Origin of the sequence: Nocardioides silvaticus, from assembly GCF_003160695.1 — a bacterium.
Classification (GTDB): domain Bacteria; phylum Actinomycetota; class Actinomycetes; order Propionibacteriales; family Nocardioidaceae; genus Nocardioides; species Nocardioides silvaticus.
Genome location: NZ_QGDD01000004.1, coordinates 122,953 through 136,162, shown reverse-complemented (window position 1 = coordinate 136,162; position 13,210 = coordinate 122,953). Strand labels below are relative to the sequence as shown.

General features: G+C 70.5%; 14 protein-coding genes and 4 tRNA genes. 11 read left to right on the top strand and 7 right to left on the bottom strand.

Going from position 1 to position 13,210, the window contains the following annotated elements:
* Window positions 1-33: 33 nt before the first annotated feature.
* Together DJ010_RS10635 and DJ010_RS10630 are read left to right on the top strand one after the other, a co-directional pair.
* A complete protein-coding gene (locus tag DJ010_RS10635; RefSeq protein ID WP_245927431.1) occupies window positions 34-1,032 on the top strand; it encodes a YihY/virulence factor BrkB family protein in 999 nt (332 codons plus the stop codon).
* A gap of 9 nt (window positions 1,033-1,041) precedes the next feature.
* On the top strand, window positions 1,042-2,154 hold the full coding sequence (locus tag DJ010_RS10630) for a potassium channel family protein (protein ID WP_245927430.1): 1,113 nt from the start codon (window positions 1,042-1,044) through the stop codon (window positions 2,152-2,154).
* 20 nt (window positions 2,155-2,174) lie between these two features.
* Here the strand turns inward: DJ010_RS10630 and DJ010_RS10625 are convergent, their stop codons facing one another.
* A complete protein-coding gene (locus DJ010_RS10625; RefSeq protein ID WP_109693653.1) occupies window positions 2,175-2,774 on the bottom strand; it encodes a TetR/AcrR family transcriptional regulator in 600 nt (199 codons plus the stop codon).
* Between the two features lie 209 nt (window positions 2,775-2,983).
* On the opposite strand from DJ010_RS10625, the gene DJ010_RS10620 reads away from it, so the two are divergent.
* Window positions 2,984-4,474, top strand: a complete 1,491-nt coding sequence (locus DJ010_RS10620; RefSeq protein ID WP_109693652.1) for a flavin monoamine oxidase family protein — start codon at window positions 2,984-2,986, stop codon at window positions 4,472-4,474.
* A complete protein-coding gene (locus DJ010_RS10615; protein ID WP_109693651.1) occupies window positions 4,471-5,589 on the top strand; it encodes an SMP-30/gluconolactonase/LRE family protein in 1,119 nt (372 codons plus the stop codon). The genes DJ010_RS10620 and DJ010_RS10615 overlap by 4 nt, the downstream gene beginning before the upstream one ends.
* Before the next feature lie 9 nt (window positions 5,590-5,598).
* Here DJ010_RS10615 and DJ010_RS22420 read toward each other — a convergent pair whose 3' ends face one another.
* Window positions 5,599-6,300, bottom strand: a complete 702-nt coding sequence (locus DJ010_RS22420; RefSeq protein ID WP_211318739.1) for an SHOCT domain-containing protein — start codon at window positions 6,298-6,300, stop codon at window positions 5,599-5,601.
* Between the two features lie 37 nt (window positions 6,301-6,337).
* Window positions 6,338-6,550, bottom strand: a complete 213-nt coding sequence (locus tag DJ010_RS10605) for a hypothetical protein (protein ID WP_109693650.1) — start codon at window positions 6,548-6,550, stop codon at window positions 6,338-6,340.
* A gap of 55 nt (window positions 6,551-6,605) precedes the next feature.
* Between DJ010_RS10605 and DJ010_RS10600 the strand changes: the two genes are divergently transcribed.
* Window positions 6,606-6,998 (top strand): nuclear transport factor 2 family protein, encoded by a 393-nt coding sequence (locus DJ010_RS10600; RefSeq protein ID WP_109693649.1) that lies wholly within the window; start codon window positions 6,606-6,608, stop codon window positions 6,996-6,998.
* 15 nt (window positions 6,999-7,013) lie between these two features.
* Here DJ010_RS10600 and DJ010_RS10595 read toward each other — a convergent pair whose 3' ends face one another.
* On the bottom strand, window positions 7,014-8,519 hold the full coding sequence (locus DJ010_RS10595) for an adenylate/guanylate cyclase domain-containing protein (RefSeq protein ID WP_211318738.1): 1,506 nt from the start codon (window positions 8,517-8,519) through the stop codon (window positions 7,014-7,016).
* Window positions 8,520-8,645: 126 nt separating this feature from the next.
* On the opposite strand from DJ010_RS10595, the gene DJ010_RS10590 reads away from it, so the two are divergent.
* Entirely contained in the window at window positions 8,646-9,308 is a 663-nt protein-coding gene (locus DJ010_RS10590) for a nitroreductase family protein (protein WP_109693647.1), read from the top strand.
* 402 nt (window positions 9,309-9,710) lie between these two features.
* Window positions 9,711-10,448, top strand: a complete 738-nt coding sequence (locus DJ010_RS10585; RefSeq protein ID WP_109693646.1) for a collagen-like protein — start codon at window positions 9,711-9,713, stop codon at window positions 10,446-10,448.
* 84 nt (window positions 10,449-10,532) lie between these two features.
* Here the strand turns inward: DJ010_RS10585 and DJ010_RS10580 are convergent.
* From DJ010_RS10580 to DJ010_RS10570, 3 genes are all read right to left on the bottom strand, one after another.
* Window positions 10,533-10,607 (bottom strand) — tRNA-Val (locus DJ010_RS10580).
* 11 nt (window positions 10,608-10,618) lie between these two features.
* Window positions 10,619-10,692 (bottom strand) — tRNA-Cys (locus DJ010_RS10575).
* A gap of 26 nt (window positions 10,693-10,718) precedes the next feature.
* A tRNA-Gly gene (locus DJ010_RS10570) sits at window positions 10,719-10,791 on the bottom strand.
* 129 nt (window positions 10,792-10,920) lie between these two features.
* Here DJ010_RS10570 and DJ010_RS10565 point away from each other — a divergent pair.
* The 4 genes from DJ010_RS10565 to DJ010_RS21805 all read left to right on the top strand — a co-directional run bounded on the left by DJ010_RS10565 (window position 10,921) and on the right by DJ010_RS21805 (window position 13,200).
* The gene (locus tag DJ010_RS10565) at window positions 10,921-11,742 is read left to right on the top strand and encodes an aminotransferase class IV (RefSeq protein ID WP_109693645.1); all 822 of its coding nucleotides are present in this window, start codon (window positions 10,921-10,923) and stop codon (window positions 11,740-11,742) included.
* Between the two features lie 50 nt (window positions 11,743-11,792).
* Window positions 11,793-11,867, top strand: a tRNA-Val gene (locus DJ010_RS10560).
* Window positions 11,868-12,271: 404 nt separating this feature from the next.
* Window positions 12,272-12,685, top strand: a complete 414-nt coding sequence (locus DJ010_RS10555; protein ID WP_146207318.1) for a hypothetical protein — start codon at window positions 12,272-12,274, stop codon at window positions 12,683-12,685.
* A 101-nt stretch (window positions 12,686-12,786) separates the two neighbouring features.
* Window positions 12,787-13,200 (top strand): calcium-binding protein, encoded by a 414-nt coding sequence (locus DJ010_RS21805; RefSeq protein WP_146207317.1) that lies wholly within the window; start codon window positions 12,787-12,789, stop codon window positions 13,198-13,200.
* The last annotated feature ends 10 nt before the right edge of the window (window positions 13,201-13,210 follow it).

Genomic DNA, 13,210 nt, shown 5'->3' with positions numbered 1-13,210 from the left:
GGATCCGGCATCGCGGCGACTACGGTTTGGGGCGTGCAGGCTGAGGAACCCGGGACGCCCGCGGCCGCCGCCGCGGACCCGGCCGACCCCACCCCGCTGCAGCGGTTCCGGCACAACGTGTGGCGGCTCGTCGTCACGACCGTGGGGTCCTGCCTGAAGTACCGGGTGACCGGCCTGGCCGCGGAGGGCGCGTTCTTCGCCATCGTGTCGGTGCCGCCGCTGATCTTCGCGCTCGCGGGCGCCGTCGGCTACGTCGCGGAGAGGTTCACCGACGCGCAGGTCGAGGACATCCAGCAAGCGGTCCTGGACCTGTTCTCGACGTTCCTCACCGACCGGGCGGTCAACCGGGTCATCGCCCGCACGCTGGAGGACCTGGAGGGCGGTCGGTTCGACGTCGTCTCGCTCGGGTTCATCCTGGCGCTGTGGTCGGGCTCGCGCGCGCTCAACGTCTTCGTCGACACCATCACGATCATGCACGGCCTCGGCGGCCACCGGGGGATCGTGAAGACCCGGGCCCTGTCGTTCGTGCTCTACATCCTCGCGCTGATCACCGGCGCGATCTCGATCCCGCTGGTGGTCGCCGGACCGACCGTCGTCCGCGAGTGGCTGCCCAACCGGGCGGACTTCCTGATGGAGTTCTACTGGCCGATCGTGGTCGTCATCTGCATCTGCTTCCTGGCCACGCTCTACCACGTGTCGGTGCCGGTGCGGACCAACTGGAGCTTCAACCTGCCGGGCGCGACGTTCTCGCTCGTGGCGTGGATCCTCGGGTCCTACATCCTCCGCTGGGTGCTCACGGTCACGGCCGCCGACTCCCGCTCGATCTACGGCCCGCTGGCCGCCCCGATCGCGATCCTGCTCTGGCTCTACATCGTGGCGCTCGCGGTCCTCATCGGAGCAGCGGTGAACGCCGCGTTCGACACCGTCTTCCCCCAGGAGGTCACCACCCGGGCCCGACGCGAGCTGGTCGCGCGGCTGCGCGGACGCGTCGTGCAGGCGAGGGAACGCAGCGGCGATAGCGCCGTCGACTAGATTCGCCGCGTGCACGACCTCTCGTCGCAGGGCGGCGCCCAGGCTGGCAGCCTGGTCGCGCTGCCCGAGCGCACCCGCTCGCCGTGGTGGGAGCTGGGCCGCCGGCTGCTGGCGGCACTCGCGATCCTGGTCGGCACCGTCGTGCTGGTGATGATCGACCGCTCCGGCTACCGCGATGCCGGTGACGCCACGGCGGCTGACCCGTACGGCCACGTCTCGCTGGTCGACGCGATCTACTACACGACCGTCACCCTCTCCACCACCGGGTACGGCGACATCGCCCCGGTGTCGGACCAGGCCCGGCTGGTCAACGCCTTCGTCATCACGCCGGCACGCATCGGGTTCCTGGTGCTGCTGATCGGCACCACCCTCGAGGTGCTCGCGCAGCGCGGGCGCGAGATGTTCCGCATCGCCCGTTGGAGGAAGCACATGGGACACCACGTCGTGGTGATCGGCTACGGCACCAAGGGCCGCAGCGCAGTCGACACCCTGGTCAACAACGGGCTCGAACGCGACCACGTCGTCGTGGTCGACCCGAGCCCGGAGGGGCTCGCCGAAGCGCACTCCGACGGTCTCGCCGTCATCACCGGCGACGCCACCCGGCGCGACGTGCTGCGCCGTGCGGGCATCGCGACCGCCGACCAGATCATCGTCACCACCGACCGCGACGACACCAACGTGCTCGCGACGCTGACGGTCCGCCAGCTCAACCCGGACGCCTTCATCGTCGCCGCGGTCCGTGAGCAGGAGAACGCGCCGCTGATGCGGCAGTCCGGTGCCGACTCGGTGATCATCTCCGCCGACGCGGTCGGCCGCCTGCTCGGTCTCTCGACGCTGTCACCGACGCTCGGCCGGGTGATGGAGGACCTGCTCACCTACGGCGAGGGCCTCGAGGTCGCCGAGCGCGAGCTGCTGGTGTCCGAGGTGGGCGTGCCGCCGCAATCGCTGGCCGACCAGGTCATCGCGGTGGTCCGCGACGAGAAGGTCTACCGCTACTTCGACCCGGTCGTGACCCTGCTCGCGCGCGGCGACCGGCTGGTCGTCGTACGCCCGGCCAAGGAGCTGCCCTGGGCGCCGCGTCCCGGCACCCACAACGAGGACCTCGCGACCGACCTCGACTGACCTCGACTGACCGCGACCGGTCAGGTGCGGGCCGGCTCCGGGACCAGCAGGACCTCGTCGATGTGCTGCGCCATCAGGTCCAGGACCTGCTCGGCGCTGCGGTCGTCGCGGCGCACCAGCCAGTCGATCGTCACGCCGTCGATCGTGGCGGCGAGGTAGCGCCCGACCGTCTCCCGCGGCCCGGCCGTCTCGGCGCCGAGGGCGCTGAGCAGGGTGAGGAACGCCTGGGCGTAGGAGTCGTACTGCTGGCGGGCGACGGCGGCGTACCCCGGCTTGCGCAGGCAGTACTGCGTGAGCTCGTAGGTGAGCAGGTGCTGGTCGGGGTTGGCGGTGACGTGGGACCAGTACGCCGCGAGCCCGGCGCGGATCATCTCCCGGCGGGACGCGCCGGTGTCGAACGACGCCTCGGCCAGGTCGATGTTGGTCCGCACCAGCGTCTTGATGACCGCGTCGAGCAGCTCCTGCTTGGAGTCGAAGCAGTAGTGGAAGACGCTGAGCGAGGTGTCGGCCTCGGCCACGATCGCCCGGGTGGTCGCCTTCGCGACCCCCTCGCGGGTGAGGACGGCGATCGCGGCGTCGACGAGCTGCTGCCGTCGCTGTGGAAGCGGCATCCGAGCCATCGGGAGCTCCTCTCCGTGTGCCGACCCGAAGCGGGGTCTCTCAAGGGGAGTCCGTGCCCGTTCCCCCGCGGGTCATACTTTCAGGCCGGCGCCTCCGGCACGCGGAAATCGCGCGACCGGATGCGGTGCCGAACCGCGTCGTCGTCCGTAACCGCCGCCACCGCCCGTCGTTGCAAGTAGGACAAACGACCTGATCCCGCGAGGTGGACATGGGCACAGCACTCGGTCGTCGGCAGCTGCTCGGTGGGCTGGCCCTCGGTGCGGCAGGTACGGCAGGCGTCGCCGGAGCACTGTGGACGCCCGCGTCCGCGGCCGGCCCCTCGAGGAGGGGACGGCTCCCCGAGCGGGTCGACGTCGTCGTCGTCGGGGCCGGGATCTCCGGGCTCACCGCCGCCCGGCGGCTGCGCGCGGGCGGCGCCGAGGTGCTCGTCGTCGAGGCCCGCGACCGGGTGGGCGGCCGGGTCCTCAACCACCACCTGCGCGCGGGCGGCGTGATCGAGGCCGGGGGTGCGTTCGTCGGGCCCACCCAGGACCACATCCTCGGCCTGGCCGACGAGCTGGGCGTCAAGACGTTCAAGGAGTACGTCGAGGGCCACAACGTCTACATCAAGGGCGGGCAGCGCTCGCTCTACACCGGCACCGTGCCGCCCGACCCCAGCGTGCTCCTCGACGCCGCGCTGCTGCAGATGCGCATCGACAACATGGCGAAGTCGATCGACGTCGACGCGCCCTGGGCCCACCCGAAGGCGGCCGAGTGGGACGCCATGACGGTGCAGGACTGGGTCGCCCAGCAGACGCTCTCCGCCGACACCGACTCGCTCCTCAAGTGCTACTTCCAGCCGAGCTGGGGCTCCGACGCCGGCAACGTCTCGGTGCTGTTCCTCGCCTGGTTCATCGCGACCGCCGGCAACGAGGACAACGTCGGCACCTTCGAGCGGTCCTCGAGCACCGCCGGCGGCGCCCAGGACTCGCGGTTCAAGCTGGGCTCGCAAGCCGTGCCGCTGCGCATGGCCCGCCAGCTGGGCGAGCGGGTCGCCCTGAGAGCACCGGTGCGACGGATCACCCAGGGTGACCGCTGGGCCGAGGTGCACACCGACCGGGGCACGGTCCGGGCGAAGCGCGTGATCGTCGCCTGCCCACCGCCCTTGGTCCTCGACATCGACTGGCACCCGCAGCTGCCCCAGCGCCGGCGCCAGCTGCTGCGAGGGATGCCGATGGGCAACCTGATGAAGGTCGACGCCGTCTACGAGAAGCCGTTCTGGCGTGAGGACGGCTTGTCGGGATCGGGTCTCGCGCACGCGGGCGCGACCCGCGCCGTCTTCGACAACACCCCCGCCTCGGGCGGTCCCGGCGTGCTGCTGGCCTTCGTCGGCGGCTCCACCTGGAAGCAGTACGGCCGGCTCCCGCTGGCCCAGCGTCGGCGGGCCGTGCTCGAGGGCTTCGCCGAGATGTTCGGTGAGCGGGCGCTGAAGCCGATCGAGTACACCGAGCACGACTGGACCCGCGAGCCGTGGACCACCGGGGGACCGATCGCGCTGCCGAAGCCGGGCATCATCACCAGCCACGGCTCGGTGGTCCGCCGGCCGTTCCGCCGCGTCCACTGGGCCGGCACCGAGACCTCGACCTACTGGTCGGGCTTCATGGACGGCGCCGTCCGCGCGGGGGAGCGGGCCGCTCGAGAGGTGCTGGACGCGCTGTGACCGGACGAGACGCGCAGGCCGCGCTCGCCACGCTGCTGGCCTGCCTGCTGGGCGGCACCTTCCTGGCAGCCGCTCCGCCTGCGGGCGGGTCCGCGGCCGAGCGCGAGCGGTGGCACACCGAGGTGCTGGCGATGGTCGAGGCGCCGGGTCGCCCGGCCAACGTGGTGCTGCACCCCAACGGCCGGATCTACGCGGGCACGTTCGCGGCGCCGCAGACCGACGGGCTGCCGTCCGTCGTACGGGAGTGGTCACGGCGGGGGCAGCTGCTCCGCGAGTGGGAGGTGCCGGGTCAGGACCTCACGGTCAGCCACGGCGTCCAGGTCGCCGGCTGGGATGTGCGCGGGCGGCTCCTCGTGCTCGAGAAGAGCACCGGCACCGTCCTCCGGCTGGCGCTGCGCACGGGCCGCTGGTCGACGTACTCCCGCCTCCGGGACCTCCCCGCCTGCCCGCTCGGCCTGCCCGGCGAGGGTTGCACGCCCAACGTCAGCGACGTCGGCCCCGTCCCGAACTACGCCGCCTGGGGGCCTGACGGGTCGCTCTACGTCTCCGACTACGGCCAGGCCGTGATCTGGCGGGTGCCGCCGGGCGGAGGCCGGGCCCGGGCCTGGCTGGTGGACAAGAAGCTCGACGGCATCGAGTTCGGCACCGCCGGCCTGGTGCTGGCGCCGGACCGCACCGCGCTCTACGTCATGCAGCAGTCGTCGCTCGGGCTCGGTGAGGCGTCACTGGTGCAGGGCAAGCTCTACCGGGTGCCGCTCCGCGGCGGACGGACGCTCACCAAGGTGTGGCAGTCGCGGCCTCTCGACTTGCCCGACGGCTTCAGCTTCGCGCGCTCGGGTCGGGTCTACGTCGCCAATGCCGGCAGCAACCAGTTGGTCGTGCTCGACCGCGACTTCCGTGAGGTGGAGCGGGTCCCGGCCCTGCCGCTGACCGGCGACAACGGGTCGCCGGTGCCGTTCGACACGCCCTCCAACATGACGTTCGCCGGCCAGAGCGTGCTGGTCGCCAACCAAGGGTTCTTCGGCAACACCAGCCACCACGCGATCCTCGACGTCCACGTGGGGGAGCGGGGCGTGCCGACCTACGTCCCCGCGAACGCGGGCGTGCGGCGCTGACCAACCGCGCTAGGAGTCGAGGATCCGGGCCTTCTCGGCCGCGAACTCCTCCTCGGTCAGCGCGCCACTCTCCCGGAGTGCCGCGAGCCGCTCGAGCGCCGCGACCCGGTCGTCGGCCGTGCCTGGGTGGTCGTTCCCTCGCTCGCCCGGGGACCACGCGGGCGGCGGGGGCTGCAGGCCGCCCATCGCGCTCGCGATGAGCCCCTGGAGGCCGTCCCCGGCGGGTGCGCCACCCGCGATCCGGCCGTCGCCGTCGAGGTCCATGCCCGTCATCAGCTCGTACTGCTCGAGCTCCTCCGGCGACGCCGGACGGCCGTTGACCATCACGACCGGCGTCCCGGGCTGCGTGGGCTCATACGGCTGGTACTGCCCCTCGGGTGGCGGCTGCTGGTTCATGGCGGCCGCGATCTGCGCCGCCTGTGCGGAGGCGCGGGAGTTCCAGTCCTGGATCTCGTCCCAGAGGATCTTGAACCGACGCGGGTCGGCCTGCGACGCCACGATGGGCAGGCTCTGCCCCGGACTCGGCCACTTCTTCACGCTGACCATGAAGGAGTCGTCGACCGGGAACGACGGATGACCGGGCACGTGGACGACGAGGTGCATCCGGCAGGTTCCGGACGTGGCGCCCTGGGGCGCTGCGCTGTTGGACACGATCTGCGCGGTCCCGCGCACCGGGTCCTTGATCCGCTTGAACCCGTCGAACCAGCCCATGGCGGGATTGTGCCCCAGCGTCGGCGGCGGAGGAAGGTCATCCGTACGCCGATCCGGTGCGCGGCTTGGCCTCCACCGGGCGCAGCTCGTCGGCCGGCACCCATGCGGTGATGACCCGCCCTCGCGACTCGACCCAGGTGACGAGTGCGCACCAGCCCCCGTCCGGACCGCGCCGCCACTCGAGGACCAGGCCGGGCATCTCGGCCGGCGCGAACGCCGGCCGGACCCAGACGAACCGCGTCCTCGCCATCCGCCAACAATAGAACACCTGTTCGAACGAAGGGGACGCCCTCTAGAGTGCCGACATGCACCCGTTCCGCACGGCCGTCGAGGCCGGCGACATCGCGGCGGCCAGCGCCCTGCTCGCCGACGACGTCGTGTTCACCAGCCCCGTCGCGTTCAAGCCCTACCCAGGCAAGCCGATCACCTCGGCGATCCTGCACGCGGTCTTCGAGGTCTTCGAGGACTTCCGCTACGTCCGCGAGATCGGTGCCGACGACGCCCGCGACCACGCCCTGGTCTTCGAGGCCACCGTCGACGGCAAGGCGCTCACCGGCTGCGACTTCATCCACGTCGACGACGACGGCCTCATCGACGACTTCATGGTGATGGTGCGGCCGCTCAGCGCCGCCCAGGCGCTCGCCGAGCAGATGGGCGCCCGGTTCGACGACATCGTGCGTCGCGCCTCGGCTGGCTGAGCCGGACAGGCGAGCTCAGGTCGAGCGGGCACGCAGCGTACGGCGGAGCGCCAGGCCGAGGTGCGCGCTCAGGCGCGGCGAGGCGCGGCCGACCTTCGCCACCCTGGCCACCGCCCGGTCCGAGGCGGTAGAGGCCAGCGCGTTGGGCGCCACCGCGTAGGCGGCGGGCGGCGGGACCCGGACACCGGACTCACCCTCGGTGGCGGCCAGCAGCTGCCACCTGCCGGGTACGCCCTTCAGGTCGTGCAGCCCGCGGTCCTCGAACGAGATCGGCGATCCGAGCACCAGGTCGCGCACGGCGGCGGAGACCAGCACCTCACCGCCCCGTGCCTGCGCGGCGATCCGCGCACCGAGGTGCACCGCCAGACCGCCGACGTCCTCGCCCAACAGCTCGCACTCACCGGTGTGCACGCCGGCGCGGATCTCGATGCCCAGCTCGTCGGGTGCGCTGTCGACGATGCCCAGTGCCGCGCGGATCGCTCGGGCGGGGCCGTCGAAGCGGGCCAGCGCGCCGTCTCCCAGCGACTTCACGAGCATGCCGCCCGCGCGGGCGACCTCGCGGCGTACCAACGCGTCGTGCCGCTCCAGCAGCGAGCGCCAGCGACCGTCGCCGAGCCGGCCGGCGAGATCGGTCGAGCCGACGATGTCGGTGAACAGCAGCGTCACGAGCGCGCGGTCGACCTCGTGCGGGACCTGCGCGCCGGTCAGGAACTCCTCGAGGCTGTCGAGCAGGGGCTCGGTCTCGCCCAGCCACGGCAGGTGGCTGGTGCCCGGCAGCTCACGCAGCTGCGCGCCCGGGATCCGGCCGGCCATGTCGCGTGCGATCTCCAGCGGGACTGCCTCCTCCGACCGGTGCAGCACCAGCGTCGGGCAGTTGATCGAGGACAGCACGTGGGTCACGTCCATCTTCATCGCCCCCTGCAGGAGGGCGTTCGCCATCGCCGGGCTGGCGGCGAGACGCTCGTAGAGCCCCACGCTCTCCCGCATCGCGATGTCGTCGGCATGATCCGGCGCGAACAGGTCGAGCATCCGTCCCTCGCCCCAGTGCTCGTGGATGTCGTCGAACGTCGCGACGACCTCCTCGACGAGAGGGATCAGGTGCGGGAGGTAGTCCGGCCCCGGGTAGCGGGGGAAGCTGCCGAAAAGGGTGAGCGCGGTCGTGCGTTCAGGGTAGGTCGCGGCGTAGAGCATGCTCAGCGGTCCGCCCTCGGAGAACCCGAACAGCGCGGTGTGCTCCGAGCCGACGGCGTCGAGGACGGCGTGCAGGTCCTCCATCCGCTCGTCCATGGCGGGCAGTCCCGGCGCGGGGTCGGACAGCCCGGTGCCGCGCTTGTCGTAGAGGATCAGCCTGGAGAACGAGGCGAGGCGCTGCATGAACCGCGTCGTCTCCGGCAGCATCCACCACAGGTCGAGGTGGGAGACGTAGCCCGGCGTCATCACTAGGTCGATCGGGCCGTCGCCCACGACCTGGTAGGCGATCCTGACCCCGCCGTTGCGCGCGTACCCCGTCTTCGGCCGCATCGTCCCCATCCTCAGATCAGCCCTTGACTCGCGTCCATTGGACATCACCATGCTGGCGTTGTCCTCGAACTTTCGGAAGGTGGCTCGCGGGGCGATAGGTTCGATGACCGGAAGCGGGAGGAAGACATGGACCTGTACGACGTGATGCGCACGACGGCTGCCGTCCGGGAGTTCACCGACGACCCGCTGCCGGACGAGGTGCTGCGCACCATCCTCGACAACGCCCGGTTCGCGCCGAGCGGCGGTAACCGGCAGGGCACCCGGGTGCTCGTGGTCCGTGACCCGGAGCTGCGGCAACGGCTCGCCGAGCTCACGATCCCCGGAGCGCGGCGCTACACCGCTCAGAAGGCGGCAGGCGAGGGGCCGTGGAACCCGGTGTTCCCGACCCGGCTGTCGGACGAGGAGATCGCCGCGACCGAGGTGCCCGGCTTCTGGACGGAGCCGGTGCTGAAGGCCGCGGTCGTGCTGGTCGTCTGCGTCGACCTCCGGGCCGTCGCCGCCGTCGACCAGGACCTCGACCGGGTCGGCATCATCGGCGGCGCCTCGGTGTACCCGCTGGTCTGGAACATCCTGCTGTCCGCCCGCAACGAGGGCTTCGGCGGCACGATCACCACGATGGCGGTCGCCGAGGAACCACGGGTCCGCGAGCTCTTCGGCATCCCGGAGGACCACGCCGTCGCCGCCGTCGTGCCGCTCGGCAGGCCGGTCAAGCAGCTCACGAAGCTGTCGCGCGTGAGCGTGGGGGAGCTCGCCCGGCAGGACCGGTGGGACGGCGCGTCCCTGTCCTGAGGTCGACCTCGCAGCAGAAGGTCCGTGCAGAAAGACGACCGCCCTCTCAGCTCCAATTGAGAGGGCGGTCAGCGCCGGGGCTGGCGGGGGACCAGGGCCACCCGACGCTCTTGAATGAAGAAACGTACCCGGTTGGCATCCGGTTCAGACCTCGCTCACCGAGAGTCCGGACGACTGCCGCCGAGAGGGCGTCGTGCCGAGGAGATCGACCGGCGGCCAGCGGGCCGGGCCGCGAATCCTCCGTCGACGTCAGGAACTAGTGGAGATGGGCCGCCCCGTCCCGGCCAGCGACAGCACGGGACGAGGCGGCCCTGAGGGTCCCTCGTCGTACTTCGGAGCCCTCGCCCGAACGGATGGGCGGATATCGGTTCCGATGTCGAGAAGGTCAAGAAAACGGGGCCGATGGACAAGAAGTCGCAACGCGACGCGGACGCCGACGTACGGTCGCGCATGAGCTCTCCTCGAAAATACTCTCGACTCACGCGCACCGGAGCTGCGCTCGCGGCCGGAGCGGCCCTCGTCCTCGCGGCGGGTGGCGGCGCCGTCGCCGGCTCCCTGATCACGAGCGCCGACATCGCGGACAACTCCGTGCGGAGCCGCGACGTCCGCGACGGCACGATCCGACTGATGGACATCGCCGAGCGGGCCAAGGCCAAGCTCGCCGGTGCGGATGGCGCCACGGGGCCTCAAGGCCCCGCCGGCCCGGTGGGCCCCGCTGGGCCAGAGGGACCCGCCGGCCCAACCGGCCCGTCCGGCCCCGCGGGCCCCGCCGGCCCGGCCGGCGAGCAGGGACCGCAGGGGCCTATCGGACCGCTGGGTCCCACCGGCGATGCGGGCCAGGACGGAGTCGACGGCGTCAGCGGCTACGAGCCGGTCGACAAGACCTTCTCCGATGTCCCGCTGCCGATCGATGACACCAGCTTCTTCACCGTCGACTGCCCCGATGGCAAGAGCCCGGTCGGTTCCGGCTACCTCGTCCAGCTCTACAGCCCTGGAGGCTTCGTCGGGGTGGGTTCGGCGCCGATCGCCGTTCAGCTGCTCACCGGCGGTGTGGACTTCACCTTTACTCAGCCCGCGGTGAACGGGGCGACGAAGGCGACGGTCAACATCACGGCGGTCTGTGTGACCGCCGAGCCGTGACGGGCGCCGGTCGCCGCAGAAGGTCTCACCCGAGATGCACGACGCCCCGGAGCTGCGCTGGAGCGCGGTTCCGGGGCGGTGTGCTGGTGGGCGATACTGGGTTTGAACCAGTGACCTCTTCCGTGTCAAGGAAGCGCGCTACCGCTGCGCCAATCGCCCGTGTGGAGTTGTGGAGGTGGGTACGGGATTTGAACCCGTGTACACGGATTTGCAGTCCGTTGCCTCGCCTCTCGGCCAACCCACCACGGAGGCCGGGGTCTGACCTCTCCGAGCGGACGACGAGGCTCGAACTCGCGACCTCAACCTTGGCAAGGTTGCGCTCTACCAACTGAGCTACGTCCGCTTGCGACGACCAATCGTGCCGGATCTCCCCGGTGCGGCTGGTGCGCGTGAGAACAGTAGCCGATCGCCCGGGGACCGCCAAAACCGGGTGCCACCCCCGTCGTGTCGGCCCCTCCGTAGGGTGAGGTGCATGCGCGTGTGGATCAACGGCGATGTGCTCGCGGACCCGAACGCACCGGCCGTGCCGGTCAACGACCACGGTCTCACCGTCGGCGACGCGGTGTTCGAGGCGGTCAAGGTGGTCGACGGACAGCCGTTCGCGCTGGGCCTGCACCTCGAGCGGCTGGCGCGGTCGGCGAAGGGGCTCGGCCTCGAGGGCGTCGACGTCGAGGTCGTACGACGCGGCGTGGCCGCCGTGCTCGACGGCGACCCGATGCCGCTCGGCCGGCTCCGCATCACCGTCACCGCCGGGCCGGCGCCGATGGGGTCGGGCCGGGGGAGCGGCGACCCGACCGTGATCGTCGCGGCCGGGCCGATGAGCAAGAACCCCGACACGACCACGGTCGTCACCGTGCCGTGGCCGCGCAACGAGCGGGCCGCGCTGGCGGGGATGAAGACGACGTCGTACGCCGAGAACGTGGTCGCCCTCGCCCACGCCCAGGAGCGGGGTGCGACCGAGGCGGTGTTCGCCAACCTCCAGGGCCACCTGTGCGAGGGCACCGGCTCCAACGTCTTCTACGTCGTCGACGGCGAGCTGCGGACGCCCACGCTGGAGAGCGGCTGCCTGGCCGGGGTGACCCGGCGGCTGGTGCTCGAGTGGATCGGCGGCGTCGAGGTCGACGAGCCGATCGAGGCCGCGGCCACCGCGGACGAGATCTTCCTGGTCTCGACCACCCGCGACGTGCAGGCCGTGACGCGCTGGGACGACCGCGACCTCGCGCCCGGACCGGTCACCCGCGCGGCGCAGCAGACCTGGCGACAGCGCGAGCCCGAGCTGCTCCAGCGCCCCTGATTCGGGCCGTGCGGGGCGGATACATTAGAGTCTGCGACCGCAGCACCTAGGGGCGATTGGCGCAGTGGTAGCGCGCTTCGTTCACACCGAAGAGGTCACTGGTTCGAACCCAGTATCGCCCACCAGTATTTCCCCAGGTCAGACGGCATTTTGCCAGGATTGTCTCGCCTCACGTGCAACATACGTGCAACAGCAGCTCAGTGCTCCTTCTGAAGCTGGCCTCGTCAGGCGCGTCGCAGACGGCGCGCAGTTGAGCTTGGGATCAGTCGGCACCGAGATCAGAGGCGCGGCCGAGTCGTTGACCGGGCGGTTGGAGTGCTGACCAAGAGGAAGCGCCGCGTACCTGGTGGCGAAATGCGTGCGCTCTCGACAAGATTCACCCGCAAACGCGGACTGACCTGTAGCCTCACGAGGATCAGCCCATCCGATAGGGGTTTCTGCCAATGAGGCTCAGTCGACCGGTGGTAGTCGTCGACCGGTGGTAGTCGTGTTTGCGTCAACAGTCAGCATCGCGTTCGCCGGTACTGCGGTGGCGCTCGGGATCTCCGCTGAGGCCGCCCCGGACAACCGGACCGTAGTTAGCCCGCCGCTGGCCGATGCAGTCGATTGCTCGGACATCCTTCGAGCGGTCGATCTGCGATCGTGCCAGGATCAGGCCTATCCCAATGTGCCTGTTGATCTCGACGAGGTCGATCCCATGACCAAGCGCTTCATCCTCGCGCACGAGCGCGGCGAACCTGGTCAACTCAGCCTTCTGGTGGAGGGGCTTGAAGCGCTGGATCCCGTGAAGGTGGACGAGTGCCGGGAGTCGCTGCGCACAGGCACGGACGGCCCAGTGCATCCGCTGTACTGCAACGCGTACGTCATGTTGGCTGACGGTGAGCTTGAATTTGGTCATCACTATTTCGAGCAGGAGTTGCGGGAACTTGCGGGGGGCCGGTAGCCATGGCGTCTACAGGGCGAAGCCTCGCGGCGGCTGCACTTCTCGGCTCGTCGGTTGGCGTTGCACTAGCTGCGACAAGCGCCTACGGCCACAGTTTGACAGTGAACTGCCCGACAGGGCCTGCTGGTCTGTGCGAGGGCCACGTTCATGATGATGACTTCGTCGGCACAGCCAACTACGACAACATTCCGGGGAGCGGCGGCGGGGATTTCGCCGACGGGTTTGGCTCTGGCGATGACATCGATGGAGGCGGCGGGGTTGACATCGTCTTCGGCTGGGGAGGGCAAGACGATGTTCGCGGTGGAGACGGTCACGATTTCCAGACGATAGCTGGAACCGATTATGGCGTAATGGGCGGCGATGGCCAGGACCGTGTTGACGGCAATGAAGGCGACGACTATCTATACGGCGGCGCAGATGTCGACACGTTGTACGGCGGCGCTGGATTTGATCTGTGCGACGGAGGACCGAGCGCCGATATCTTCCACGGCTGTGACCTCACAGTCGATCCTTAATACCTTGAGG